The sequence below is a fragment of the Achromobacter animicus genome, assembly GCF_040775605.1.
GTDB classification, from domain to species: Bacteria; Pseudomonadota; Gammaproteobacteria; order Burkholderiales; family Burkholderiaceae_B; genus Achromobacter; species Achromobacter animicus.
This window is the reverse complement of sequence record NZ_JAYGJK010000001.1, coordinates 410,521-433,819: the sequence shown is the minus strand read 5'-3', so window position 1 is coordinate 433,819 and position 23,299 is coordinate 410,521. Positions and strand designations below refer to the sequence as shown.

The window sequence follows — 23,299 nt, the reverse complement described above, 5'->3', positions numbered from 1 at the left end:
GTCCGGGCCGCAGAACGGCCCAGAGGAGAAAAAAATGCTGTTGATGATCGACAACTACGATTCCTTTACCTACAACCTGGTGCAGTACTTTGGCGAACTGGGCGTGGACGTGCGCGTGGCGCGCAACGACCAGATCACGCTTGAAGAAGTGGCTGCGCTCAATCCCGACCAGATCTGCGTGTCGCCCGGCCCGTGCTCGCCGGCCGAGGCCGGCATCTCGGTGCCGCTGATCCAGGCGTACGCCGGCAAGAAGCCCATCCTGGGCGTGTGCCTGGGCCACCAGGCCATCGGCGCGGCCTTCGGCGGCGACATCGTGCGCGCGCAGCAGATCATGCACGGCAAGACGATCCAGCTGTCGCACACGGGCACTGACATCTTTGAAGGCCTGCCGACGCCGTACACTGTCATCCGCTACAACTCGCTGACCATCGATCCGGCCACCCTGCCGGACTGCCTGGCGGTCACCGCGACGGCGCCGGATGGCGACATCATGGGTGTGCGGCACAAGACCCTGCCGCTATACGGGGTACAGTTCCACCCCGAATCCGTACTGAGTGAGCACGGCCACGCCCTGCTGCGCAATTTCCTGAACCTCGCCTGAAAGGACGCACCGTGACGATTTCCCCCTCCGAAGCGCTGACGCGCTGCATCGAACACCGCGAAATTTTCCACGACGAAATGCTGCACCTGATGCGCATGCTGATGCGCGGCGAGATGTCGCCGCAGATCGCCAGCGCGCTGTTGATGGGCCTGCGCGTCAAAAAGGAAACCGTGGGCGAGATCACCGCCGCGGCGCAGGTCATGCGCGAGTTCGCCACGCCCGTGGTCACGCCCAATCCGAACGACCTGCTGGACATGTGCGGCACGGGCGGCGACGGCAGCCACACGTTCAACATTTCCACAACTGCGATGTTCGTCGCAGCCGCGGCCGGCGTGCCGATCGCCAAGCACGGCAACCGCAGCGCCTCGTCGTCCAGCGGCAGCGCCGACGTGCTGGAGGCGCTGGGCGCCAACCTGGTGCTGACGCCCGAGCAGGTGGCCGAATGCATCCAGGAGACCGGCATCGGTTTCATGTTTGCGCCCGCCCACCACGGCGCGATGAAGAACGTGGCCGCCGTCCGCAAGGAACTGGCCGTGCGCACGATCTTCAACATCCTGGGTCCCCTGACCAACCCGGCCGGCGCCGCCAACCAGTTGATGGGCGTCTTCCACCCCGACCTCGTCGGCATCCAGGTTCGCGTGCTGGAACGCCTGGGCTCGCGCCACGTGCTGGTCGTGCACGGCAAGGACGGCATGGATGAGGCCTCGCTGGGCGGGGCCACGATGGTCGGCGAACTGAAGGACGGCGTGGTCCGCGAGTACGAGATTCATCCCGAGGACTACGGGCTATCCATGATGTCCAACCGAAGCATCAAGGTGTCCAATCGCGAGCAGTCGCGCGAGCTTGTCATAGAGGCGCTGGAGAATGTCGAAGGCGCGGCCAGAGACATCGTCGCCCTGAACGCCGGGCTCGCCATCTATGCCGGCAACAAAGCCGATTCCATTCCCGAAGCCTTAGCGCTAGCATTTGAACTAATTTCCACCGGCGCGGCGCGAGCCAAGCTGGAAGAATTCTGCGCATACACCCGGACATTCCAGAAATGAACGATATTCTCGCGAAGATCCTCGCCGTCAAGGCCGAGGAAGTCGCCGCCGCCCGCCAGATGCGCAGCGAAGCCGAAGTCCTGCGCGAAGCGCAGGCGCGCCAGGACGTGCGCGGCTTCGCTCAAGCCATCGAAGACAAGATCTCGCAAGGCAAGGCCGGCGTCATCGCCGAAATCAAGAAAGCCTCGCCCTCCAAGGGCGTCATCCGCGAGGGCTTTGCGCCCGCCGAAATCGCGGCCACCTACGCCGTGCACGGCGCGGCCTGCCTGTCCGTGCTGACCGACGTGCAGTTCTTCCAGGGTTCGCACGACCACCTGCGCCAGGCGCGGGCCGCGTGCGCGCTGCCGGTGCTGCGCAAGGACTTCGTGATCGATCCCTACCAGATCGTCGCCGCGCGCGCGATGGGCGCCGACTGCGTGCTGCTGATCGTGGCCGCGCTTACGCCCGCGCAACTGCGCGACTACGAAACGCTGGCGATCGAGCTGGGCATGGACGTGCTCGTCGAAGTGCACGACGCCCAGGAGCTGGAAGTCGCGCTCACGCTCAAGACGCCGCTGCTGGGCATCAACAACCGCAACCTGCGCACGTTCGAGACCAGCTTGCAGACCACGCTGGACCTGCTGCCGCGCATTCCCGCAGGCAAACGCGTCGTGACCGAAAGCGGCATCCTCAAGCCGGAAGACGTGAAGCTGATGCGCGAGAACAAGGTCGACGCGTTCCTGGTGGGCGAAGCTTTCATGCGCGCGAAGGATCCTGGCGCGGAACTGGCGCGTCTGATCGGGTGAACCCGCGGCGGCGGGCGGCGTTGCCGTCTTGCCGTGCCGGACGGCGCATGCGTCATGCGGCGCATCGCCAGACGAAGGATCGGCCAATCGGCTGATCCCTCGCTCGTTTCTACATCCAACAGCTATTTCGGCCGAGCCAATCCCCATGCAGCGCCGCGCCGGTACACCGTGCTGCGGTGCACGCCCAACGCGCGCGCCGCGCGGCTGACGCTGCCGCCGTGCTCGGCCAAGGCGGCCCGGATGGCGGCGTCCGTCATGGCGTGCAGATCGCCGGAGCCGCCGGCCGGCGCGAGCGTCGTTGTTGCGGTGCGCGAGGCATCGACGCCCGGCGTCGCGATGCCCGGCGTGTCGACGCCCGACGTATCGACGCCCGACGTAGTAGCGCCCGACGTGTCGACGCCCGACGCGATGGCTTCGATCTTCGCGGCGCTCGCTGCGCCGCGCAATTCCGCCGGCAGCATGTCCGCATCCACCCTGCCCGCTGGTCCCGCCAGCACATGCAACGTGCGCAGCACCGACGCCAGTTGCCGGTAATTGCCGGGCCAGGAATATGCCGCAAGCACGGCTTCAATAGCGGGCGGCAGCGCGGGACCCGCGCCTTGCGCCGCCCATAGCTCGCGCAGCAATTCCAGGCGGTCCGCCCGCGCGCGCAGAGGCTCGAGCGTGACGGTGTATTCAGCAATCCGGAAGTACAGATCAGGACGCACCGGTGCGTCCGGGCCTTCGTGCGCCAGCGGCCGATGCGTGGCGCATACCAGGGTGAAGTCCACCGGCACGGGCCGCGCGGCGCCCAATGGCGAGACCTCGCGCGTCTGCAGCACACGCAGCAGGCGGGATTGCAGCAGCAGCGGCATGTCGCCGATCTCGTCCAGGAACAGCACGCCGCCATGCGCCTGTCGCAACAGGCCCTTGCTGCCCTGGCGGCGCGCGCCGGTGAAGGCGCCGTCTTCGTAGCCGAACAGTTCCGATTCGATCAGGCTTTCGGGCAAGGCGGCGCAGTTCACCGCCACGAAGGGGCCGGCCGCGCGCTGCCCACGCGCATGGATCTGACGCGCAAACACTTCCTTGCCCACGCCCGTTTCGCCCTGCAGCAGGATCGACACGCCGGCGTCCGCCAGATGCACGGCGCGCGCCAGCGCGCCTAGCGTCCCGGCATCGAAGCTGGGGGCTGGCGTCCTGGCCAGCGCGCCCGGCGCGCGCGACGCGGGCGCGGCGGGCGGTTGCGGTGCGCGCGAGCGCGGCATGCGCAGCCGCGCGTGATAGACCGCGCCTGTGCGTGTGTGCACCCTGCCCGTCGCGTCCGGGCATCGTTCGATGTCGCCGTCGAATACGTCCGCGTAGCGGTACACGCCCAGCGCCGTCGCCGCCAGCGCCAGCGCCTGCAGCGCGCGCCGGTTGGCGCCGATCAGCAGGTCGCCCTGGAAGGCCAGCAGCGCTTCGCCGGGCTGGCCGAGCCCGGCGGGGTCGGCATGCAGGCGCAGCACCGTGCAGGGTTCATAGGCGCTTTCGAACAACTGGTGTTCGATGCGGTCCACTGCCCCGCGCACCAGTGCCAGCACATCGGGGCGCACGTCGCGGGCCTGGCTGGAGAGATCAAGCACGCCGAGCGTGCGTCCTTCGCTGTCGGTGATGGGAACGGCCGCGCAGGTCAGGATGCGGTTGGGTTCGAAATAGTGTTCGGCGCCGTGCACGGCGATGGGCCGGCCTTCGACCAGCGCGGTGCCGATGGCGTTGGTGCCGGCGGCGGCTTCGTCCCACGGCGCGCCCGGCATCAGGGCCACGCGCGAGGCGCGATGCGCAAAACCCGTGTCGCCGTCCGAGTCCAGCACGAGGCCCTGTGCGTCCGACAGGATGACGAGGTTGCTGCTGCCGCCGGCCTGGCGGCGTAGATAGGCGATGGCGGGTTCGGACATGCGGCGCAGCGCTTCGTTGCGCTGCTGGGCTTCGCGCAGTTCGCCCTGCGTCATGAGATCGGCGCGGCGCACGCCACGCATGTCGAAGCCCAGGTCGGCGCAGCGGCGCCAGGAACGCAGGATGGGTTCGGCAACCATGCCGCCCGGCACCGCGCCCTGCTGGTTAAAGAGCAGGCGCGCCTGCGTCAGCGTCTGCCTACCGGAGTGAGAGGCCATGTATGTCTCCTGGGACCGGCGTTCTGCGACGCCTGTGCTGCGACACCCGTTGCGCGACACCTGTTGCGCGACATCGTCGCGGATTGCGACATGGAACAAGCGAAAAACTACTTTCGCACGCGTGCGGCGGGCTGTCCAGCCGGGATGCCCCGACTGGCATGCGTTTTGCTTGATACCGGACAGGCAGCCCACTGCCACCATCCCAACAATACGGAGACAAGCATGGATATCGCGACCCGCGTTACCCCGGAGACCTACGGCACCCGCCTGGACCTCAGGACGCAGTACGACAATTTCATCGACGGCAAGTGGCAGTCGCCCGCGGATGGCGAATACTTCGACAACGTCACGCCGGTCACGGGCCAGACCCTGAGCCGCAACGCGCGCTCGAAGGAGCGCGACATCGAATTGGCGCTGGATGCCGCGCATCGCGCCGCGCCGAAATGGGGTTCGACCCCGGCCGCCGAACGCGCCCGCATGCTGATGAAGATCGCGGACGTGATGGAAGCCAACCTGGAACGCCTGGCCACGGCGGAAACCTGGGACAACGGCAAGCCCATCCGCGAGGCCCGCGCCGCCGACATTCCGCTGGCCATCGACCACTTCCGCTATTTCGCGTCGTGCATCCGCAGCCAGGAAGGCGGGCTGTCCGAGATCGATCACGACACGGTGGCCTACCACTTCAATGAACCGCTGGGCGTGGTCGGCCAGATCATCCCGTGGAACTTCCCCATTCTGATGGCTGCGTGGAAGCTCGCGCCCGCGCTGGCCGCCGGCAATTGCGTGGTGCTGAAACCGGCCGAACAGACACCGCTGGGCATTCTGCTGCTGATGGAACTGATCGGCGACATCCTGCCGCCGGGCGTCGTCAACGTGGTGACCGGCTTCGGGCTGGAAGCCGGCAAGCCGCTGGCATCGAGCAAGCGCATCGCCAAGATCGCGTTCACCGGTGAAACCACCACCGGGCGGCTGATCATGCAGTACGCGTCGCAGAACATCATCCCGGTCACGCTGGAACTGGGCGGCAAGTCGCCCAACATCTTCTTTGCGGATGTGGCCGCGCAGGACGACGATTTCCTGGACAAGGCCGTCGAGGGCTTCGTCATGTTCGCGCTGAACCAGGGCGAGGTGTGCACGTGCCCCAGCCGCGCACTGATCCAGGAATCGCTCTACGACAAGTTCATGGAACGCGCCCTGAAACGCGTGGCCGAGATCAAGCAGGGCAACCCGCTGGACGCCGACACCATGCTGGGCGCGCAGGCTTCCACCGAGCAGCTGGAAAAGATCCTGTCCTACCTGGATATCGGCAAGCAGGAAGGCGCCGACGTGCTGGCGGGCGGCTCGCGCGCGCAGATGCAGGGCGGGCTGGAAGGCGGCTACTACGTGCAGCCCACCGTGTTCAAGGGCCACAACAAGATGCGCGTGTTCCAGGAAGAAATCTTCGGGCCGGTCGTGGCGGTCACCACGTTCAAGGATGCGGATGATGCGCTGGCGCTGGCCAACGACACGCTGTACGGCCTGGGCGCCGGCGTGTGGTCGCGCGACGCCAACACGTGCTACCGGATGGGCCGCGCGATCAAGGCGGGTCGCGTGTGGACCAACTGCTATCACGCCTATCCCGCGCACGCGGCATTCGGCGGCTACAAGCAATCGGGCATCGGACGCGAGAACCACAAGATGATGCTCAACCATTACCAGCAGACGAAGAACCTGCTGGTGAGCTATTCGCCGAAGAAGCTGGGGTTCTTCTGATCCGGCAGGCTTGATCCCTTCACCCCAAGCCGCTTGCGCGGCCAACCTGCGCGCCGGGTCCGCCCGGCGCGCTTGCAGAGGAATCCCGCCATGCCAGAGCACACGCCACGCGTGGTTGCGACCGACGAGGCGCGCCAGCTGATCGACACCCTGCGCACCAAGCACGGGCCGCTGATGTTTCACCAGTCCGGGGGCTGCTGCGACGGCAGCTCGCCCATGTGTTATCCCCAGGGCGAGTTCATGGTGGGCGGCTCGGATGTGCTGTTGGGCGATCTGGAAGGCTGCCCGTTCTGGATCGGTGAAGACCAGTTCGCTTACTGGGAACACACCCAGCTCGTCATCGACGCCGTGCCTGGACGCGGTGGCGCGTTTTCACTGGACAGCGCGGAGGGCAAGCGGTTTCTGCTGCGGTCGCGGCTGTACTCGGATGACGAGTGGGCGAACGTCGGGCCGGTGACGAAGGGATAACGCGCCTTACCCGCGCTTGCCGTGGCCGCCGCCCTTGGACAAGGTCTCGTCCTGAAGGCCGGCGCGTTCGGCCTGTTTCCACTGGAAGGACACCCGCCGGATGCGGGCGGCGCGGAATTGCGTGAACGAACGGCCGCCCGGCATGGGCGCACCGCGATAGGCGCTGCTTGCGTTTTTCATTGCTGATGATGCGTTGACGAGAAATCTTGCGAAGGATGATTGGGCGGAGCGGCTGACGACGTACAGCCGTTGCCGTGCGGCCGGCCAGGTGCGGCCGGCTAGGTGCGCCCGGCTAGTTGCGGCCGGCGAGGTGCGGCGGCGGGCCAGGCGCGGCTATCTACACGCCCGCATGCGGAGACCAGGCGCTGGCCGGCGCTTTGCGGCGCGTCCACGCCAGTGCGTCTTCCAATCGGTCGTTGCCCCAGAACATTTCCCCCTCCACGAAAAGCGTCGGTGCGCCGAAGATGCCCAGGTCGCGCGCACGGTCGACCTGCTTGCGCAGCGCCTCCTTGGCGCTTTCCGTCTTGGCCCGGGCGATGAGCGCATCGGCATCCAGCGACAGGCCAATGAGCAGATCGCGCACGACGTCTTCGGACTGAATGTCCAGGTCGTGCTGGAAATTCGCGCGGAACACCGCGACGCAGAAATCGCGTCCCCAGGGTTCATCCTGGCCCAGCAGCGCGATGCGCGCCGGCAGCACGCTCATGCGCGGAAAGAGGCGCGGGCGGTTGTAGACCACGCCGTACTTCTCGGCCAGGCGGGCGATGTCGCGCATCATGTACGCACCCTTGCCGGGAAACAGCCGGAACGGCGTGTCGTTCCAGCCCTGCGCCTGGAAGATCGGCCCCAACAGAAACGGCCGCAAATCCACATTGACCTCGGCCTCGCGCGCAAGACGGTCGATGCGCTCGATCGCCAGATAGCTGTACGGGCTGGCGAAGTCGAACCACATTTCGATGCGGGGCGTATCGGGCAAGGACGCAGTCATGGCTGAAACTCCGGTTGGCCTGCACAGCGGGGCGTGGCCCTGGCGCGCTGCGCCTGACCGCCCTGCAAAAGTAACGCGACCTGCGCATCCGGCAGGCCGCTGAGGACGACGTCGCGATCGCTGTGCACGGTCAGGGATTCGCCCGCTTGCAGCACGCTGTCATCGAAGCGGCGGTACTCGGAGACCCACACGGCGCCAGCGTGACACTCGATGCGGACGCCCGAAGCGCGCTTGAGCAGCATAGTCGAGCCGCCGCCCAAACGGAATGACATGCCTGCGGTGCAACATAACTGGAACATGGCGCCCCTCCCGGCCGCAGCAGCGGCGATCACGGCGGATGACCACGACCTGGTCCCGGTCACCCAACGTCTGAGTCATATTGGACGCCCGCGGCGTACTATTGCTCAAGCGACTTTTCCGCTCGACACGCATGAGTTTCACGAATGCCATATCCGCTAGCGAAACTACCTCCGCTTGATCTGGTTCGCGGCTTTGTCGCCGTCGGCCGCCGCATGAGCATCACGCTTGCCGCGCAGGATCTGCATGTCACGCAGTCCGCCGTCAGCCGCCAGATCCGCGCGCTGGAAGCCCATCTGGGGGTGCCGTTGCTGGTGCGCGGGTTTCGCAGCGTGACGTTCACCTCTGAAGGCGCGCAGCTTTTCCGGATGGCCGATGTATGGCTCAGTCAGCTCGGCGACCTGACCGAACAACTGCGCGCCCCCGAGCGGCGCACGCCTGTCACCGTCACCACCACCATCGGCGTGGCCTCGTTGTGGCTGCTGCCCCGGCTGGGCGATTTTCAGGCGGCGCATCCCGACATCGACGTGCGCGTGGCCGCCGACAACCGGCTCATCGACATCGACCGCGAAGCCGTCGACATCGCCATCCGCTACAGCGAGCGCAACACGGTCTCAGATGGCGCCGTGTGGCTCTTTGGCGAGTCGGTAGTGCCCGTGGCCCATCCGTCGCTCAACGCGCGCGAACTGGATGCGCGCGAGCTGCAGCGCCATGTGCTGCTGGAATTCGACGATCCCACGCGGCCCTGGCTGCAATGGTCGGAATGGCTCAACGCGCGCGGCCTGGGCCGTGTGCGCCCGAAAGGCATGTTGCGCTTCAACCAGTACGACCAGATCGTACATGCCGCGCTGGCCGGCCACGGCATCGCGCTGGGACGGCTGGCGTTGATTGCGCCCATGCTGGCGGACCGGCGGTTGGCCCTCGTTGGCAGCCCCGCGGCCAGCGCCACCGAACACGCCTACTGGCTGGTGCGTAACGCGCGGCGCAGCACGCCGGATGCCGACGTCGTCACGCAGTGGCTGGTGGATCAGGCGGCGGCGACGGCGCGGGATTTGACGGGTTGAGCGCACGTCGCCGCGGCGAACGGGGCGGCGGGCACGCGCAGGGGCGAACGCGGGTGGCACAGCAGCCGCCCATGCCCTGGTTACCAGACCGGCGACCACCAGACCGCTCGGGTGCAGCCCGCCGTGCCTTGTGTAGCCTGCCGGTCAGTCCACCACGACTTGCGCCGGACCCGCTGCCATCTCGCCGATCACGGCGGCCTGGCCGAACCCCTGTCCGTGGAAGATCTTGAGCACCGCATCCGCGGCTTCCGGTGCGCACGACACCAGCAGGCCACCCGAGGTCTGCGGATCCGTCAGCAAAGCACGCTGGGTGTCCGACACCCCGGCGCCCAGACGCACCGATTCGCCGTACGACGTCCAGTTGCGGCCGGACGCGCCCGTGATCACGCCGTCGGCGGCAAACGCTTGCACACCCGGCAGCCAGGGCAACGCATCCAACCGCACGCGAGCCGTGAGTGTGGCGCCGCGCGCCATCTCCAGCGCATGGCCCAGCAGACCAAAGCCCGTCACGTCGGTGATCGCATGCACGCCGTCCAGCGCCGCTAGCGCGGGGCCGGGACGATTCAGCCGCGTCGTCGTGTCGATCATCACGCGATAACCGTCCACGTCCAGCAGATTCTTCTTGAGCGCCGCCGACAGGATGCCCACGCCCAGGCCCTTGCCCAGAATCAGCACGTCGCCGGCGCGCGCATCCGCGTTGCGCTTGATGCGGTCCGGATGCACCAGCCCCATCGCGGCCAGGCCATAGATGGGTTCGACAGAATCAATGCTGTGGCCGCCCGCCACCGGAATGCCCGCGTCGGCACAGACCGATTCGCCGCCCTTCAAAATCTGGGCAATCACGTCGTGCGGCAGCACATTGATCGGCATGCCGACGATCGCCAGCGCCATGATCGGCGTGCCGCCCATGGCGTACACATCCGACAGCGCGTTCGTCGCGGCGATGCGGCCGAAGTCGAAGGGATCGTCCACGATGGGCATGAAGAAGTCCGTGGTGGCGATAAGCGCCTGCTCGTCGTTCAGCCGGTACACCGCCGCATCATCCGCGGTTTCCGTGCCCACCAGCAGGTTGGGATAGCTGGCGGCGGGGCCAAACCGTGCCAGCAGCGCCGACAGTACACCCGGCGCAATCTTGCAGCCGCAGCCGCCGCCATGCGATAGGGAAGTCAAGCGCGGCGCGTTGGTGGACGCAACATCCTGGGTCATCTCAGTCTCCGTGAGTCAGTCGGAAAAAGGATAGCACCGGCCCGGTGAATGGCCCTATGATCGAACGCAGCCAGGCCCTCGCCATTGAACGCTCGCTTGCAGGAGTCCGCCTTGATCAGCCGCCGCCGCCTTCTGCAAACCGGTCTGTCGCTTGCGGCGCTGCCCGCGTGGGCCGGCGCCGCGAACAATGCGGCAAGCAACGCCGCGGCTGGCGTCGGAAAAGGCCCGGCAAATGGCGCCCAGAATGGCAACCCGAACGGCACTCCCAGTGCCGCCCAGAATGCCGCCCAGACAGCCGACGCATTGAAAGCCGCCACCGGCCCCAACTGGGCGCCATGGACCGGCCCGGCCTTGCCGCTCGTCCTGCCCGACCTCGGCGGGCGCGAGCAAAAGCTTTCTGCTTGGCGCGGCAGCGTCGTCATCGTCAGCTTCTGGGCCACCTGGTGTGAGCCGTGCCGCGACGAACTCCCCGTTCTGTCGACCATGGCCAAGCGGCATCGCGAGGAAGGCCTGCGCCTTGTCGCCGTCAACGTCGGCGAAGCGCCCGCCAAGATCTCCGCCTTCCTGAAAAAGACCCCCATCAACGGCACGGTCCTGCACGACCGCAACAGCGCCGCATCGAAGAAATGGGAGGCCGCCGCGCTGCCCGCCAACTACCTCGTCGACCGCGCCGGCACGATCCGGTTCTGGCATCTGGGTGAACTGAACTGGAAGTCGCACGAGATAGGCGGCGTGGTGACGCGCATGCTGCGCAGTTGATGGAGAGCCGCCCATTTGCGCCGGTGTTCAGACACCCGGGCGCAGCTACGCACTGCGACGGACATCTCGTAAGGGTGCCAGACACCTGCATCGGGGTATATCGGCATTTGGTCCGCCGTCCACCCCAACGACAGCCCGATCAGCCCCTGAAAGAGCCCGTGGTGGCGCGGGGTTCGCGTTGCGGGCCGTTTAGATGGTGCCCGGCGGAATCCGAAGGGAGCCGAAGGCGGACGAGGATGAGCACGGGGAAGTCCGGAGCGAAGGCTCCGGACCGCCATCGGAGGCCCGCAACGCGAACCCCGCGACGCCGCGGGCGGCAGAAGAACACAAACCGACAGCCCGGTGTCAGACACCCGGACACGACCCAGTATCAGCCCCGGTGTCAGACACCCGGACGCCATGCAGTATCACGACGACTATCTCGTACGGGAATCAGACACCTACGTGGGGACCGGCAGAAGAGCCCAAATGGCGGAAGGCAGCAGGAGTCGAACCTACCTGGGAACGTCTGACGCCCCCAACCGGGTTTGAAGCCCGGCCGTGCCGCCGGGCACGAATGCCTTCCGTGGCGGACCGCCTATGATACCGGCTCGGCGGGCGGCTGCATCGCCGCGTACGCGCTTTCGCCGCGCAGCACATGCGTATCCCGCACCCGCCGCGTGTAGCCCACGCGATCGAAGAACTCCAGGATCTGGATCGCCCGCTTGCGGCCCAGGCCCGTCGCGTCCCGGAAAACCGCGGCGTTCAAGCCCGGCGGCCGCGCGGCCAGGTCTGCTGCCAGCGCCGCCAGCTTGCGCACCTGATCGCGGTGATAGAACAGATCCTTCACTACCTGCGCCACCTCGCCACGCCGCAGCAGCTTGCGCAGCAATTGGCGCACGGCGTCCTCGGGCTGCGCCTGCAGCTTCGCCAGGTCGCGCACCCACGGCGGATCGAACGCGCCCGCGTCCAGCAGCGGCAACAGACGCGCTGCCAGCGCGGATTCGGCCGCTCCCAGCGTCGCAGTGTGCGTAGGCAGATGCAGCCAGGGACCATTGCGCGCGATATGGCCGTCGCGTTGCAGTTCGTCGAGCAGCGATGTCCAGAGCGTGTCGGACATCGCAGGAAACGCCATGCGCCGCAGCCGCGCGCTGTCCGGACCGGGTTCGTCGGGCGCGCTTTGGTGGAACGACGCCAGCGCCTGCTCGGTCCGATCGCGCAGCGCCTTCCAATGCGCGTCCAGGATCAGCGTGCGCGCGCCCTGCGCATTGCGCGGCTCGATCCACACCGCACCTTCGGGCGCCGCGATGTCGCTGACCGGCAGGCCCGTCAGACGCTGCAACGCCGCTTCGTCCAGGCCCTGCGGCGCATGCGCCAGCACCGGTTGCAGGCCGCCGCCATCCAGCATGTCGGTCAGCGCCTGCAGGCCCGCCAGCCGCGACGCCGACCGGCGCTTGCGGTCCGGCGCATTGGGATCCAGCACCCGGCCGCCGCCCACCGTGCGCGTCGCCTGTGCGTTGCGCACGATGTAGCGGTCGCCCGGCATCGCGCAGACCGGTTCGTCGAACACCAGTTGCACCCATCCCGACTGGCCCGGCGACAGCGACTCGACGCTGATCGGCACCACGTGCGCCACATGGCGCGCCGCGCCGATGTGCACGTGCAGCGGCGCCCACGCCCGCACTGGCGCATCCGCGGACGGCAGCAGCGTCAGCGCCACATCCACGTGCTTCGAGGGCAGAAAGCAGCGCGCGTCCGCGATCCAGTCGCCGCGCGAGATGGCGTTCTTGTCGATGCCCGCCAGGTTCAAGGCACACCGCTGGCCGGCCGAGCCCGTCTCGCTGGGCTGGTTCTGCGCGTGGATGCCGCGCACGCGAACGCGTGTATTGGCCGGCATCAGGCGCAGATCGGTCGCGTCGTCGTCCGCGCGGACCTGGCCGGCGTGCGCCGTGCCGGTGATGACCGTGCCGTGCCCGGACAAGGTGAACACGCGATCCACCGCCAGCCGGAAGAGGCCCGTAGCCTCGGGCCGCGACAGGGCCTGCGCCTGCGCGTGCAAATAGTCTTTCAGCGCCGCCACGCCGGGATCGCCGGCTTGCGCCGCCTCGGCAGGTGCTTCAGCGTGGGCCGCGTGGGATGTTTGGCTCACCTGAGCCATCTGCGTCGCACTCGTGCCGAACACCGGCGCGCCTTGCAGGAACGTCCCTTCCGTCAACGCCGCGATCTCGCCGCGCACGGCTTCCAGTTGTGCCGCATCCGCGCGATCCGTCTTGGTCAGCGCCACCGCGCCGCGCGCCACGCCCAGCATCGACAGGATGGCCAGGTGCTCGCGCGTCTGCGGCATGACGCCGTCGTCCGCCGCCACCACCAGCAAGCCGAAATCGATCCCGCTGGCGCCGGCGGCCATCGTATGCACGAGCTTCTCGTGCCCCGGCACGTCGATGAAGCCCAGCACGTCGCCGTTGGCGAGCGGCGTGTAGGCGTAGCCCAGTTCGATGGAAATGCCGCGCGCCTTTTCTTCCTTCAGCCGGTCCGTGTCCACGCCCGTCAGCGCACGCACGAGCGTTGTCTTGCCGTGGTCGATATGCCCTGCGGTGCCGACGATCATGCCAGCGGCTCCGCCAGCTGCGCCGCAAAAGCGGCTTCGTCGCGGTCTTCCAGGCAGCGCAGGTCCAGCCACAACGCGTCATCCGCGATGCGGCCGATGACGGGCACCGGCAGCTTGCGCAACAGCGTCTCCAGCCGGTCCAGATGCCGCCCGGGGCGGCCGGTTCCCGCATGGCGCACGGCCAGTCCGTAACTGGGAAGCTGGTCGATGGGCAACGCGCCGCTGCCGATCTGGCTGAACATCGGCACCGCCTCGACCGCATAGCCCGGGCCTGCGGCATGCGCCAGCGCGCCGCGCAGCCGTTCGGCCTGCGGCTGAATATCGCGCAGCGGCCGGGTCAACAGGCGCAGCGTCGTCAGCCGCTGCGCCAGGAACTCCGGTGCGCGATACAGCTGCAGCACGGGTTCCAGCGCCGCCAGCGTCAGCTTGCTGACGCGCAGCGCGCGCTTGAGCGGATTCTTCTTGATCTTGCGGATCAGGTCGGCGCGGCCCACCAACAGGCCCGCCTGCGGTCCGCCCAGCAGCTTGTCGCCGCTGAACGTGACCAGATCGGCGCCCGCAGCGATGGTCTCGCGCACGGTGTCTTCTTTCGGCAGCCCGAATTGCGTCAGGTCCACCAGCGTGCCGCTGCCAAGATCCACCGTGGCCGGCAGACCGCGCGCATGGGCCAGCGCCGCCACCTCGGCCACGCTCACGCTCTTGGTGAAGCCGGTCACCGCGTAGTTGCTGCAATGCACCTTCATCAGCATCGCGGTGCGCGGGCCGATGGCGTTTTCATAATCCGCCGCGTGCGTGCGGTTGGTGGTGCCGACTTCGACGAGCCTGGCGCCCGCCCGCTTCATGATGTCGGGGATGCGGAACGCGCCGCCGATCTCGACCAGTTCGCCGCGCGACACCACGACTTCGCGGCGATCCGCCAGGGCGTTGAGCATCAGCAGCACGGCCGCGGCATTGTTGTTGACCACCGTGGCGGCCTCGGCGCCCGTCAGCTCGCACAGCAGGTCGTCGATGAGGTCGTCGCGATCGCCGCGGCCGCCGGTGTCCAGGTCGAACTCCAGGTTGGCGGGCGTGGTCAGCGCGCGCAGCACCGAGGCCACCGCTTCGTCGGGCAGCAGCGCGCGGCCCAGGTTGGTGTGCAGCACGGTGCCGGTCAGGTTGTAGACCGCGCGCAGACGGGGCCGCGCGGCCTCGTCCAGCGCGGCTGATGTGCGCGCCGCCACCGCGGCCGCGTCCAGCTCGTGACGCGGCACGCCGCCGTCCAGCGCGCGCTTGCGCAGCGCGTCCAGGTCACGGCGCAGGGCCGCCACCACTTGTGTCCGGCCGTGGGTTGCCAGCGCCGGCTGCAACGCGTCGGCATTCAGCAGGCGGTCCAGCGAAGGAATGTCGGACGCGGCGGCAAGGCCGGCGCCGGACAGTTGATCTGCCATGCGAGACTCCGTCATTGAGCGGCGCTAGTCCTCGGCGCCATGCCACAGCAGCGGATTGCCGCTGGACCGCGAATAACCGGCCTCGCCGACCAGCACGTCGAGCATCAGGCTGGCCAGGTCATCGGCCACCGGCTCCACGTACAGATCCTTGTCCTGGTAGAAGATCTTGCGGTACGTGTGGCAGTTGTCACAGGTTTCGGCCTTGATGGCTGGCGTGCGGCCCTCGATGGACTGGTACGCGACCTTTTCCACGTCCTCGCAGTGCGAGCATTTGACCCGCACCATGTGCCACTGCGTCGCGCACAGGCTGCAGCACAGATAGCGATAGCCTTCGTACTGGCCGCCGACCCGCACGATGCTGGCGACCGGCAGGCTGCCGCACACCGGACACACGCCGAACGGGCTGGCGACGGGGAGTTGCTTGGGATCGAAGCGGTTGGCCAGGTCCGTCCAGTAGACCTGCAGCGCCGCCATGACAAAGGGCGCGGCCGCGCTGTCCACGCCTTCGTCCTGCTCGGACAGCACGGCCTGCGCCAGGTCTTCAAGCGATTCGGGATCGTCGGCCAGCGCGCGCCGCAGCGCGGCGCAGACGTCGAGCGCTTCGGCGGGCACGCCAGGGGCGCGCGACACGTCGTCCAGCAACTGGCCCAGGATGCGGCGCCACAGCGCATCGCGCGGCCAGCCGATGGCCTGCAGCGGCGGCATGCCATGCGCCTGTGCGAGCGAAATCCGGTCTTCGGTGGCGGGCGGCGCGGCGCAGTCCTGCAGCGCGCGATGCTGGGCGTCGACCAGATGCGCCATGAGCTGCAGGTAGTCGCCGACCGGATTGCCGTCGGCAAGCTGCCGCAGGCGCGCCGCCCGCGCCGCGAAAACGGATGTCCGTTCCGGCAGGGTGATGCGGGGAATGGCGTTATGGTCTAGCGCTTCGATCTCGCCGCGTGGAAGAATTCGCTGCAATTCTCGTCTCCAGAAAAACAAATACGGCTGCCAGCCTGCAAAGAGGATAGCAGCCGTCGATCACGACATGCCGGGGGTTACTTCTTCACCTGCTCCCGGAACCAGGCGCGATGGTGCTTCCACGCCCAGCCGGCGGTGACATAGCCGCGCAGCATTGCCGTGAGCGACCCCTTCACCCAGATCGCCGCGTAAATATGCACAATGATCGCGCAAATCAGCACCAGCGCACAAACCGCGTGCAGCACCGACGCGGCGCGGACCACTTCGATCGGGAAGTAGAACGCGAAATACTCGCGCCAGATCACGATGCCGCTGACCATCAGCCCCAGCATGCACAGGATCAGCACGTAGAAGAGCAGCTTCTGGCCGGCGTTGTACTTGCCGACCTCGGGCAGCTTTTCCTCGCGGTTCTCGACCACGTCGTCGAGCTGCCTGAGCCACTGGCGATCCGCGCGCGTCAGCAGGTTGTGGCGCCACATGTGCCCGGCAAACACGGCAAAGCAGACGAACATCACCACCCCGATGAACGGATGCAGGATGCGCGTCCAGGGTCCGCCCCCGAACAGGTTGGACAGCCAATACATGGATGGATGAAACAGCGCCAGCCCGGACAGCGCGAGCAGGATGAACGTGAGCGCGATGATCCAGTGGTTGGTGCGCTCGCCCGGCGTGTAGCGCTTGATGCGGCGGTAGTGGTGTTCTTCACTCATGGCGCACCTCCTCTTCAGCCCTGCGTTCGTCTTCCTCGGTCACTTCGTTGCGGCCCACGCGCGCATAGTGGAAAAAGCCCGCCAGCGCGGTGAGCGCCATCGTGGCCAGGCCCAGCGGCTTGGCCAGGCCCTTCCACAACGACACCATCGGACTGATCTTCGGATCGGCAGGCAGCCCGTGGTACAGCCCCGGCTGATCGGCGTGATGCAGCACGTACATGACGTGCGTGCCGCCCACGCCGGGCGGGTCATACACGCCGGCCTGCGCAAAGCCGCGCGACTTCAGGTCTTCGACGCGTTCGGCCGCATGCTGGTGCATGTCGTCCTTGGTGCCGAAGACGATGGCGCCGGTGGGACAGGCCTTGACGCACGCGGGCTCCATGCCGACCGCGACGCGATCGGAACACAGCGTGCACTTGTAGGCCTTGTTGTCCTTTTTGGAAATGCGCGGGATGTTGAACGGACAGCCGGTGATGCAGTAGCCGCATCCGATGCAGTTTTCCTCGTGGAAGTCCACGATGCCGTTGTTGTACTGGATGATGGCGCCCGGCGAGGGACAGGCCTTCAGGCAGCCCGGGTCCTCGCAGTGCATGCAGCCGTCCTTGCGGATCAGCCATTCCAGGTCGCCGGCGGGATTCTCGAATTCCGAGAAGCGCATGACGGTCCAGGAGTGCTCGGTGAGGTCGGCCGGGTTGTCGTAGACGCCCACGTTGACGCCGATCTCGTCGCGCAGGTCGTTCCACTCCATGCAGGCGCTCTGGCAGGCCTTGCAACCGATGCACTTGGAGACGTCGATCAGCTTGGCCACCGAGCCCGTGACAGGTTCACGGATGCCCGGCGGCGGCGTTGTGGTGGCGGAGCGCCGCTTGATGTCCAGGGATTGCATTGACATGTCGGTTCTCCTATACCTTTTCGACCTTCACCAGGAACGACTTGAATTCCGGTGTCTGGGAATTGCCGTCGCCCACGAATGGCGTCAGGGTGTTGGTGAGGAAGCCCGGCTTGGCGATGCCCACGAAACCCCAGTGGATGGGAATGCCGACCTGGTGCACCGTCTTGCCTTCGATGGTGAGCGGACGGATGCGCTTGGTGACCAGCGCCACGGCCTTGATGTAGCCGCGGTTGGACGACACCTTGACGCGGGAGCCGTTGGGGATGCCCAGCTCCTTGGCCAGCGCCTCGCCGATCTCCACGAACTGCTCCGGCTGGAGAATCGCGTTGATGCGGACGTTCTTGGTCCAGTAGTGGAAGTGCTCCGTCAGGCGATAGGTGGTGGCGACATACGGGAAGTTTTCCACCGTGCCCATCGCCGCGAGGTCATCCTTGAAGATGCGCGCGGCCGGGTTGCTGGTGACGCCCTTGGCCTTGGGATGCAGCGGGTTGTAGCCCAGCGGGTTTTCGAAGGGTTCGTAGTGTTCCGGGAACGGCCCTTCGGCCAGGCCCGCCCGCGCAAAGAAGCGCGCCACGCCTTCCGGGTTCATGATGAACGGCCCCATGCCGCCCGCGGGGTTCTCGTCGCCCTTGAAGTCGGGGATGTCGGCGCCTACCCACGCCCTGCCGTTCCATGACACCACGCTGCGCCGCGGATCGAACGGCTTGCCTTCCAGGTCGCACGACGCGCGGTTGTAGAGGATGCGGCGGTTCGCCGGCCACGCCCAGGCCCAGTTCAGGGTCTGGCCGATGCCGGTGGGGTCGCTGTTGTCGCGGCGCGCCATCAGGTTGCCGCTGGGACTCCAGGCGCCCGCAAAGATCCAGCAGCCGCTGGCGGTGGAGCCGTCGTCGCGCAGTTCGGCAAAGCCGGCAAGCTGCTCGCCGGCGCGGCGCATGATCTTCGTCGGATCCTTGGGATCGGCCAGATCCACCAGCGCGCGGCCCGTGTATTCCTTGGCCAGTTCCTCGGCCGTGGGATTCTGCGGATTGGAATAGGGCCACGACAGGTTGACGATGGGGTCGGGGTACTTGCCGCCGTCCTGTTCGTACATCTTGCGCAGGCGCGTGTAGATGAGCGCCATGATCTCGATGTCGCTCTTGGCTTCGCCCGGGGGCTCGGCGCCCTTCCAGTGCCATTGCAGCCAGCGGCCGGAGTTGACCAGCGCGCCGTCTTCCTCGGCAAAACAGGTGGTGGGCAGGCGGAAGACCTCGGTCTGGATCTTGGACGGATCCACATCGTTGGCCTCGCCGGCGTTACGCCAGAACTCGGACGTTTCCGTGACCAGCGGATCCATGATGACCAGGAACTTGAGCTTGGCGAAGCCCTCGTTCAGCTTGGCCTTGTTGGGCGCCGCGGCCAGCGGGTTGAAGCCCTGCGCGATGTAGCCGTTCATCTTGCCCTGGACCATCAGCTCGTAGACCTGAAGCATGTCATAGAGCTTGTCCAGCTTGGGCAGGTAATCGAACGCCCAGTTGTTGTCGGCCGTGGCCGCGCCGCCCCACCAGGCCTTCATGAGACTGACGTGGAACTTGTGATAGTTCTGCCAGTAGCTCAGCTGGTTGGGCCGCAGCGGCTTGAGCGTGCGTGTGTCGATGTACTTGGAGTAGTCCTGCTCGGGTTCGTTGGGCAGCGTCATGTAGCCAGGAAGCAGGTTCGACATCAGGCCCAGATCGGTCAGGCCCTGGATGTTCGAGTGCCCGCGCAGCGCGTTCATGCCGCCGCCGGCGATGCCGATGTTGCCCAGCAGCAGTTGCACCATCGCGCCCGTGCGGATGATCTGCGAACCGATGGAATGCTGCGTCCAGCCCAGCGCGTACAGGATCGTGGCGGCGCGGTTGGTGGTGGCCGTGGACGCGAGCATGTCGCACACCGTCAGGAACTTGTCCTTGGGCGTGCCGCAGACGCGTTCGACCATTTCCGGCGTGTAGCGCGAATAATGCTTCTTGAGCAGCTGATACACCGAACGCGGATGCTGCAGCGTGGGATCGGTCTTGACGTAGCCGTCGTCGCCGCGCTCGTAGTCCCAGCTTTGTTTGTCGTAGGTGCGCTTTTCGGCGTTGTAGCCCGAGTACAGGCCCGCGTCGAACGCGAAATCCTCGCGCACGATGAACGAAAAGTCGGTGTAGTTGCGCACGTACTCGTGCTGGATCTTGTCGTGATCCAACAGGTACTTGATGACGCCACCCAGGAAGATGATGTCGGTGCCGGTGCGTATGGGCGCGTAGAAGTCCGCCACGGACGCCGAACGCGTAAAGCGCGGATCCACGACGATCAACTTGGCCTTGTTGTGGGCCTTGGCTTCAGTAACCCACTTGAACCCGCACGGGTGGGCCTCGGCGGCATTGCCGCCCATGATCAAAACTATGTCCGCGTTCTTGATGTCGACCCAATGGTTCGTCATCGCTCCACGGCCAAACGTCGGGGCAAGACCTGCCACCGTCGGGCCATGTCAGACACGGGCTTGATTGTCGAACGCCAGCATCCCCATGCTGCGCACTGTCTTGTGCGTGATGTAACCGACCTCGTTGCTGCTTGCCGAGGCGGCCAGCATGCCGGTGGTCAGCCACCGGTTGACCGTCTTGCCGTCCGCGGTCTTCTCGACGAAGTTCGCGTCGCGGTCTTCCTTCATGAGCTTGGTGATGCGCGTCAGGGCTTCGTCCCACGACATCCGTACCCACTTGTCCGAACCGGGCGCCCGGTATTCCGGGAATTTAAGACGGTTGGGGCTGTGGATGAAGTCGATCAGGGCCGCGCCCTTCGGACAGAGGGTGCCGCGGTTGACGGGGTGGTCGGGGTCGCCTTCGATGTGCATGATGCTGGCGCGGGCGTTCTTCGAGCCATCGCCCAAGCCGTACATCAGCAAACCGCAGGCGACCGAACAGTAGGGACAGGTGTTGCGCGTTTCAGTCATGCGCGCAAGCTTGAACTGGCGCACCTCGGCCATGGCCGTGCCGGGGGCAGCCCCCAACAAGGCCAGGCTGGAGCCCGCCAGCGTCGCACCGGTCACCTTGAAGAACTGGCGGCGATTCATGTTGACCATGAAGCACTCCTCTCCTGGTGAATGAAGGAAGCGGAAATTTCCAGGACGAAAAAGCCCTACGACTTCCAGGGAAATGTGAAGAAGTATAGGCCTTCGATACGCGAACCGTCATGCCTGCCGATGCCGGAGACGACGGCGCTGGTCCGAATTTGACGGCAAAATGCGCTTTTTTCGCAGATTTTGCCGCAGTGCAGCGCTGCTACGATGGCCGGCGGCATCGGTGATCCGGCAGCATGTCTGCGCCGGTCGCCGCCTGCCCTTTTTCCCGCATGTCATTGGAGCGCCGATGCGCCGCCTTGCCCCCTTGGCCCGAGTTCTCGCCCTGACACTGGCTTTCTCGCCCTTCGTTCTGATGCCGCAGGCGCCCGCCCACGCGGCGCCCGCCGCGCTGTCGCCCGCCGCCGCCGCCACCGAGGCGGCCCAGCAGGCGGCGACAGAAGGCTATCTGTATTTCTATCCGCTGGTGGCGATGGACCTGACCCGCCGGCAGTTCACGCATCCATCGCGGGGCGCCGATGGGGCGCCGGCCAACACGTTCCATCACGGGCGCACCCTGCCCCGCGCGGGCGCGGCCACGCCGTGGGCGAACGTCGACATGCTGCGCAGCAGCGCGTGGCTGGATCTGACGGACGGACCCGTCGTGCTGTCCGTGCCCGACACGGCGGGACGGCTCTACACACTGACGCTGCTGGATATGTGGACCGACGTCTTCGCGACGCTGGGCAAGCGCACCACGGGCACCGCAAAGGGCAACACCGTGATCGTGCCCCCGGGCTGGAGCGGCACGCTGCCCTCCGGCATGGCGCGCATCGACGCCCCCACCGTGCACGTCTGGGCGAAGGGGATGATCGAAACGCACGGCCCCGCCGACCAGGCGGCGGTAAACACATTGCAGGATGGCTTCGTCCTGACGCCCCTGGCGCAATGGAACCTGCCTGCGCAAGCGCCGCGCACCAAGCCCGACCCGTCCCTCGATCTGAAAACCCCGGTGAGCGAACAGGTGGACTCGATGCCCACCGACGCGTTCTTCACCTACGCCGCCGAGCTGCTGCGCAAGCACCCGCCGCATGCGACGGATCAGCCCGTGCTGGCGCTGCTGCGCCGCGTCGGGCTGGCGCCGGGCCGGCCGTTCGACTTCGACAAGCTCGATCATTCCGCCAAGCAGGGCATGCGCCGCGGCGTGCGCGCCGCGCGCGCCCGCATGGCGGCAGCCGCCGGCCATTCGCTGCGCGCCACAGACGGCTGGCTGCAGGAAACAGGCAGCATCGGCGTGTATGGCAACGACTGGCTACGCCGCGCGCTGGCCGCGCAGGCGCAGCCGGGCAGCGGATTGCCCGAGGACCTGACGGTGCTGGTGCTGGCCACGGATAGCGACGGCGCGCTGCTGGACGGCGCGCACCGGTATGCGCTGCATCTCGAGACCGGCCAGTTGCCCGACGCGGGCGCGTTCTGGTCGCTGACGGCGTATGACAGCCAGGGCATGCCCGTGCCCAACCCCGTCAACCGCCATGCGCTCGGCAGCCGCGATCCGCTGCGCTACAACGCGGACGGCTCGCTGGATCTTGTCTTCAGCCACTCGGCGCCGCCGCCGGAAGATCAATCAAACTGGCTGCCGATTCCGGCGGCCGGGCCGGTGGGAATGCTGCTGCGGGTTTATCTGCCGGGACCGGCGGTGCGGGATGGCTTGTGGACGCCGCCTGCGGTGCGGCGGGATGTGCCGGAGGCGGCTGATGGGGGAAATGGCGAACCTGCGGCAGGCGAACCTGGGTCGGAAGACGCCGCGAAGACCGATGCCCCGGCAACGTCCGAAGCGCCGGTCTCAAACAAGACCGCATCGCCGTCTGGCGCGGCAAAGCCGCAGGCAAACGCCCCCGCCACGCCGCCCGCCAAGAAACCCTGACTGCCCCCAAAAATACGGCGCGATGTCAGCCGCCAGCCGCTACCATTGGCGTTTTATTCATGAATGAGCCGCCCGCCATGGACGACGCCTTTAGCCACCAATTGTCGATGACCATCCTGATGACGCCTGACATGGCGAATTTCTCAGGAAACGTACACGGCGGAACCATCCTCAAGTATCTGGACCAGGTAGCCTACGCCTGCGCCAGCCGGTACGCCGGCCAATATGTCGTGACGCTGTCCGTCGATCAGGTGGTGTTCCGCGAACCGATCCACGTCGGCGAGCTGGTGACGTTCCTGGCAGCCGTGAACTACACGGGCCGCACGTCGATGGAAATCGGCATCAAGGTCGTGACCGAGGACATCCGCAAGAAGCTGGTGCGTCACACCAACAGCTGTTATTTCACGATGGTGGCGGTGGACGACAAGGGCGCCCCGACCGCCGTGCCGCCGCTGGAGCCCCGCACGCACGAGGAAAAGCAGCGCTTCAAGGCCGCCGGCCTGCGCCGCGAACTGCGCCAGGAAATGGAACGCCGCCACGGCGAGATCAAGCGCGAAACCACGCACGACACGCCGGGCGCCTGATCATCGCGGGGAAGACAGGCACGCAGCTGTCTGCCCGTTGCCCCGCTCTGGAATCCGTTGGCCGGCTCCCG

At 66.9% G+C, this 23,299-nt stretch carries 20 protein-coding genes and 1 tRNA gene; 9 read left to right on the top strand and 12 right to left on the bottom strand.

Annotated elements, in window-relative coordinates; genetic code table 11:
• Window positions 1–34 precede the first annotated feature (34 nt).
• The 3 genes from AB3147_RS01910 to trpC are packed head-to-tail and all read left to right on the top strand — an operon-like array spanning window position 35 to window position 2,429.
• Window positions 35–601 carry an aminodeoxychorismate/anthranilate synthase component II gene (locus tag AB3147_RS01910; RefSeq protein ID WP_105237103.1) on the top strand — a complete coding sequence of 189 codons (567 nt, stop codon included), beginning with the start codon at window positions 35–37 and terminating at the stop codon, window positions 599–601.
• Between the two features lie 11 nt (window positions 602–612).
• Window positions 613–1,644 (top strand): anthranilate phosphoribosyltransferase, encoded by a 1,032-nt coding sequence (trpD, locus tag AB3147_RS01905; protein ID WP_056565041.1) that lies wholly within the window; start codon window positions 613–615, stop codon window positions 1,642–1,644.
• Window positions 1,641–2,429 carry an indole-3-glycerol phosphate synthase TrpC gene (trpC, locus tag AB3147_RS01900; RefSeq protein ID WP_367351332.1) on the top strand — a complete coding sequence of 263 codons (789 nt, stop codon included), beginning with the start codon at window positions 1,641–1,643 and terminating at the stop codon, window positions 2,427–2,429. Before trpD ends, trpC begins: the two co-directional genes overlap by 4 nt.
• A gap of 122 nt (window positions 2,430–2,551) precedes the next feature.
• Here the strand turns inward: trpC and AB3147_RS01895 are convergent, their stop codons facing one another.
• The gene (locus tag AB3147_RS01895) at window positions 2,552–4,558 is read right to left on the bottom strand and encodes a sigma-54-dependent Fis family transcriptional regulator (protein WP_367351331.1); all 2,007 of its coding nucleotides are present in this window, start codon (window positions 4,556–4,558) and stop codon (window positions 2,552–2,554) included.
• Window positions 4,559–4,780: 222 nt separating this feature from the next.
• Between AB3147_RS01895 and adh the strand changes: the two genes are divergently transcribed.
• Window positions 4,781–6,310: an aldehyde dehydrogenase gene (gene adh / locus AB3147_RS01890; RefSeq protein WP_175123722.1), complete on the top strand. Its 1,530-nt coding sequence runs from the start codon at window positions 4,781–4,783 to the stop codon at window positions 6,308–6,310.
• A 90-nt stretch (window positions 6,311–6,400) separates the two neighbouring features.
• A complete protein-coding gene (locus tag AB3147_RS01885) occupies window positions 6,401–6,778 on the top strand; it encodes a DUF779 domain-containing protein (RefSeq protein WP_175123723.1) in 378 nt (125 codons plus the stop codon).
• A gap of 6 nt (window positions 6,779–6,784) precedes the next feature.
• Here AB3147_RS01885 and AB3147_RS01880 read toward each other — a convergent pair whose 3' ends face one another.
• The 3 genes from AB3147_RS01880 to AB3147_RS01870 all read right to left on the bottom strand — a co-directional run bounded on the left by AB3147_RS01880 (window position 6,785) and on the right by AB3147_RS01870 (window position 8,065).
• Window positions 6,785–6,958, bottom strand: coding sequence for a hypothetical protein (locus tag AB3147_RS01880; protein WP_279975273.1), 174 nt, complete (start codon window positions 6,956–6,958; stop codon window positions 6,785–6,787).
• A gap of 157 nt (window positions 6,959–7,115) precedes the next feature.
• Window positions 7,116–7,766, bottom strand: a complete 651-nt coding sequence (locus tag AB3147_RS01875) for a 2-hydroxychromene-2-carboxylate isomerase (protein WP_367351330.1) — start codon at window positions 7,764–7,766, stop codon at window positions 7,116–7,118.
• Window positions 7,763–8,065 (bottom strand): DUF2917 domain-containing protein, encoded by a 303-nt coding sequence (locus AB3147_RS01870; RefSeq protein WP_367351329.1) that lies wholly within the window; start codon window positions 8,063–8,065, stop codon window positions 7,763–7,765. The genes AB3147_RS01875 and AB3147_RS01870 overlap by 4 nt, the downstream gene beginning before the upstream one ends.
• A 144-nt stretch (window positions 8,066–8,209) precedes the next feature.
• On the opposite strand from AB3147_RS01870, the gene AB3147_RS01865 reads away from it, so the two are divergent.
• The gene (locus AB3147_RS01865) at window positions 8,210–9,127 is read left to right on the top strand and encodes a LysR substrate-binding domain-containing protein (protein ID WP_367351328.1); all 918 of its coding nucleotides are present in this window, start codon (window positions 8,210–8,212) and stop codon (window positions 9,125–9,127) included.
• A 144-nt stretch (window positions 9,128–9,271) separates the two neighbouring features.
• Here the strand turns inward: AB3147_RS01865 and selD are convergent, their stop codons facing one another.
• Window positions 9,272–10,333, bottom strand: coding sequence for a selenide, water dikinase SelD (gene selD / locus AB3147_RS01860; protein ID WP_367351327.1), 1,062 nt, complete (start codon window positions 10,331–10,333; stop codon window positions 9,272–9,274).
• Between the two features lie 111 nt (window positions 10,334–10,444).
• On the opposite strand from selD, the gene AB3147_RS01855 reads away from it, so the two are divergent.
• Window positions 10,445–11,092 (top strand): TlpA disulfide reductase family protein, encoded by a 648-nt coding sequence (locus AB3147_RS01855; RefSeq protein ID WP_367351326.1) that lies wholly within the window; start codon window positions 10,445–10,447, stop codon window positions 11,090–11,092.
• 469 nt (window positions 11,093–11,561) lie between these two features.
• Here the strand turns inward: AB3147_RS01855 and AB3147_RS01850 are convergent.
• The 7 genes from AB3147_RS01850 to fdnG all read right to left on the bottom strand — a co-directional run bounded on the left by AB3147_RS01850 (window position 11,562) and on the right by fdnG (window position 20,744).
• A tRNA-Sec gene (locus AB3147_RS01850) sits at window positions 11,562–11,657 on the bottom strand.
• Window positions 11,658–11,669: 12 nt separating this feature from the next.
• Window positions 11,670–13,679, bottom strand: coding sequence for a selenocysteine-specific translation elongation factor (gene selB, locus AB3147_RS01845; RefSeq protein ID WP_367351325.1), 2,010 nt, complete (start codon window positions 13,677–13,679; stop codon window positions 11,670–11,672).
• Window positions 13,676–15,106: an L-seryl-tRNA(Sec) selenium transferase gene (gene selA, locus AB3147_RS01840; RefSeq protein ID WP_367351324.1), complete on the bottom strand. Its 1,431-nt coding sequence runs from the start codon at window positions 15,104–15,106 to the stop codon at window positions 13,676–13,678. Before selA ends, selB begins: the two co-directional genes overlap by 4 nt.
• A 24-nt stretch (window positions 15,107–15,130) precedes the next feature.
• The gene (gene fdhE, locus AB3147_RS01835) at window positions 15,131–16,063 is read right to left on the bottom strand and encodes a formate dehydrogenase accessory protein FdhE (protein ID WP_175186559.1); all 933 of its coding nucleotides are present in this window, start codon (window positions 16,061–16,063) and stop codon (window positions 15,131–15,133) included.
• 77 nt (window positions 16,064–16,140) lie between these two features.
• Window positions 16,141–16,773, bottom strand: a complete 633-nt coding sequence (locus tag AB3147_RS01830; protein WP_175139596.1) for a formate dehydrogenase subunit gamma — start codon at window positions 16,771–16,773, stop codon at window positions 16,141–16,143.
• A complete protein-coding gene (fdxH, locus tag AB3147_RS01825; RefSeq protein ID WP_175139597.1) occupies window positions 16,766–17,665 on the bottom strand; it encodes a formate dehydrogenase subunit beta in 900 nt (299 codons plus the stop codon). The genes AB3147_RS01830 and fdxH overlap by 8 nt, the downstream gene beginning before the upstream one ends.
• A 10-nt stretch (window positions 17,666–17,675) precedes the next feature.
• The gene (gene fdnG, locus AB3147_RS01820; RefSeq protein ID WP_367351323.1) at window positions 17,676–20,744 is read right to left on the bottom strand and encodes a formate dehydrogenase-N subunit alpha; all 3,069 of its coding nucleotides are present in this window, start codon (window positions 20,742–20,744) and stop codon (window positions 17,676–17,678) included.
• A gap of 286 nt (window positions 20,745–21,030) precedes the next feature.
• Here fdnG and AB3147_RS01815 point away from each other — a divergent pair, with 286 nt between their 5' ends.
• A complete protein-coding gene (locus tag AB3147_RS01815) occupies window positions 21,031–22,644 on the top strand; it encodes a DUF1254 domain-containing protein (protein ID WP_367351322.1) in 1,614 nt (537 codons plus the stop codon).
• 77 nt (window positions 22,645–22,721) lie between these two features.
• On the top strand, window positions 22,722–23,228 hold the full coding sequence (locus AB3147_RS01810; protein WP_056319320.1) for an acyl-CoA thioesterase: 507 nt from the start codon (window positions 22,722–22,724) through the stop codon (window positions 23,226–23,228).
• Window positions 23,229–23,299 lie beyond the last annotated feature (71 nt).

Excerpts from the sequence above, each read along its gene's own strand:
- AB3147_RS01910 (WP_105237103.1), top strand. The coding sequence starts at position 35 with ATGCTGTTGATGATCGACAACTACGATTCCTTTACCTACAACCTGGTG.
- trpC (WP_367351332.1), top strand. The coding sequence starts at position 1,641 with ATGAACGATATTCTCGCGAAGATCCTCGCCGTCAAGGCCGAGGAAGTC.
- AB3147_RS01895 (WP_367351331.1), bottom strand. The coding sequence starts at position 4,558 with ATGGCCTCTCACTCCGGTAGGCAGACGCTGACGCAGGCGCGCCTGCTC.
- adh (WP_175123722.1), top strand. The coding sequence starts at position 4,781 with ATGGATATCGCGACCCGCGTTACCCCGGAGACCTACGGCACCCGCCTG.
- AB3147_RS01885 (WP_175123723.1), top strand. The coding sequence starts at position 6,401 with ATGCCAGAGCACACGCCACGCGTGGTTGCGACCGACGAGGCGCGCCAG.
- AB3147_RS01880 (WP_279975273.1), bottom strand. The coding sequence starts at position 6,958 with ATGAAAAACGCAAGCAGCGCCTATCGCGGTGCGCCCATGCCGGGCGGC.
- AB3147_RS01875 (WP_367351330.1), bottom strand. The coding sequence starts at position 7,766 with ATGACTGCGTCCTTGCCCGATACGCCCCGCATCGAAATGTGGTTCGAC.
- AB3147_RS01870 (WP_367351329.1), bottom strand. The coding sequence starts at position 8,065 with ATGTTCCAGTTATGTTGCACCGCAGGCATGTCATTCCGTTTGGGCGGC.
- AB3147_RS01865 (WP_367351328.1), top strand. The coding sequence starts at position 8,210 with ATGCCATATCCGCTAGCGAAACTACCTCCGCTTGATCTGGTTCGCGGC.
- selD (WP_367351327.1), bottom strand. The coding sequence starts at position 10,333 with ATGACCCAGGATGTTGCGTCCACCAACGCGCCGCGCTTGACTTCCCTA.
- selB (WP_367351325.1), bottom strand. The coding sequence starts at position 13,679 with ATGATCGTCGGCACCGCAGGGCATATCGACCACGGCAAGACAACGCTC.
- selA (WP_367351324.1), bottom strand. The coding sequence starts at position 15,106 with ATGGCAGATCAACTGTCCGGCGCCGGCCTTGCCGCCGCGTCCGACATT.
- AB3147_RS01830 (WP_175139596.1), bottom strand. The coding sequence starts at position 16,773 with ATGAGTGAAGAACACCACTACCGCCGCATCAAGCGCTACACGCCGGGC.
- fdxH (WP_175139597.1), bottom strand. The coding sequence starts at position 17,665 with ATGTCAATGCAATCCCTGGACATCAAGCGGCGCTCCGCCACCACAACG.
- AB3147_RS01815 (WP_367351322.1), top strand. The coding sequence starts at position 21,031 with ATGCGCCGCCTTGCCCCCTTGGCCCGAGTTCTCGCCCTGACACTGGCT.
- AB3147_RS01810 (WP_056319320.1), top strand. The coding sequence starts at position 22,722 with ATGGACGACGCCTTTAGCCACCAATTGTCGATGACCATCCTGATGACG.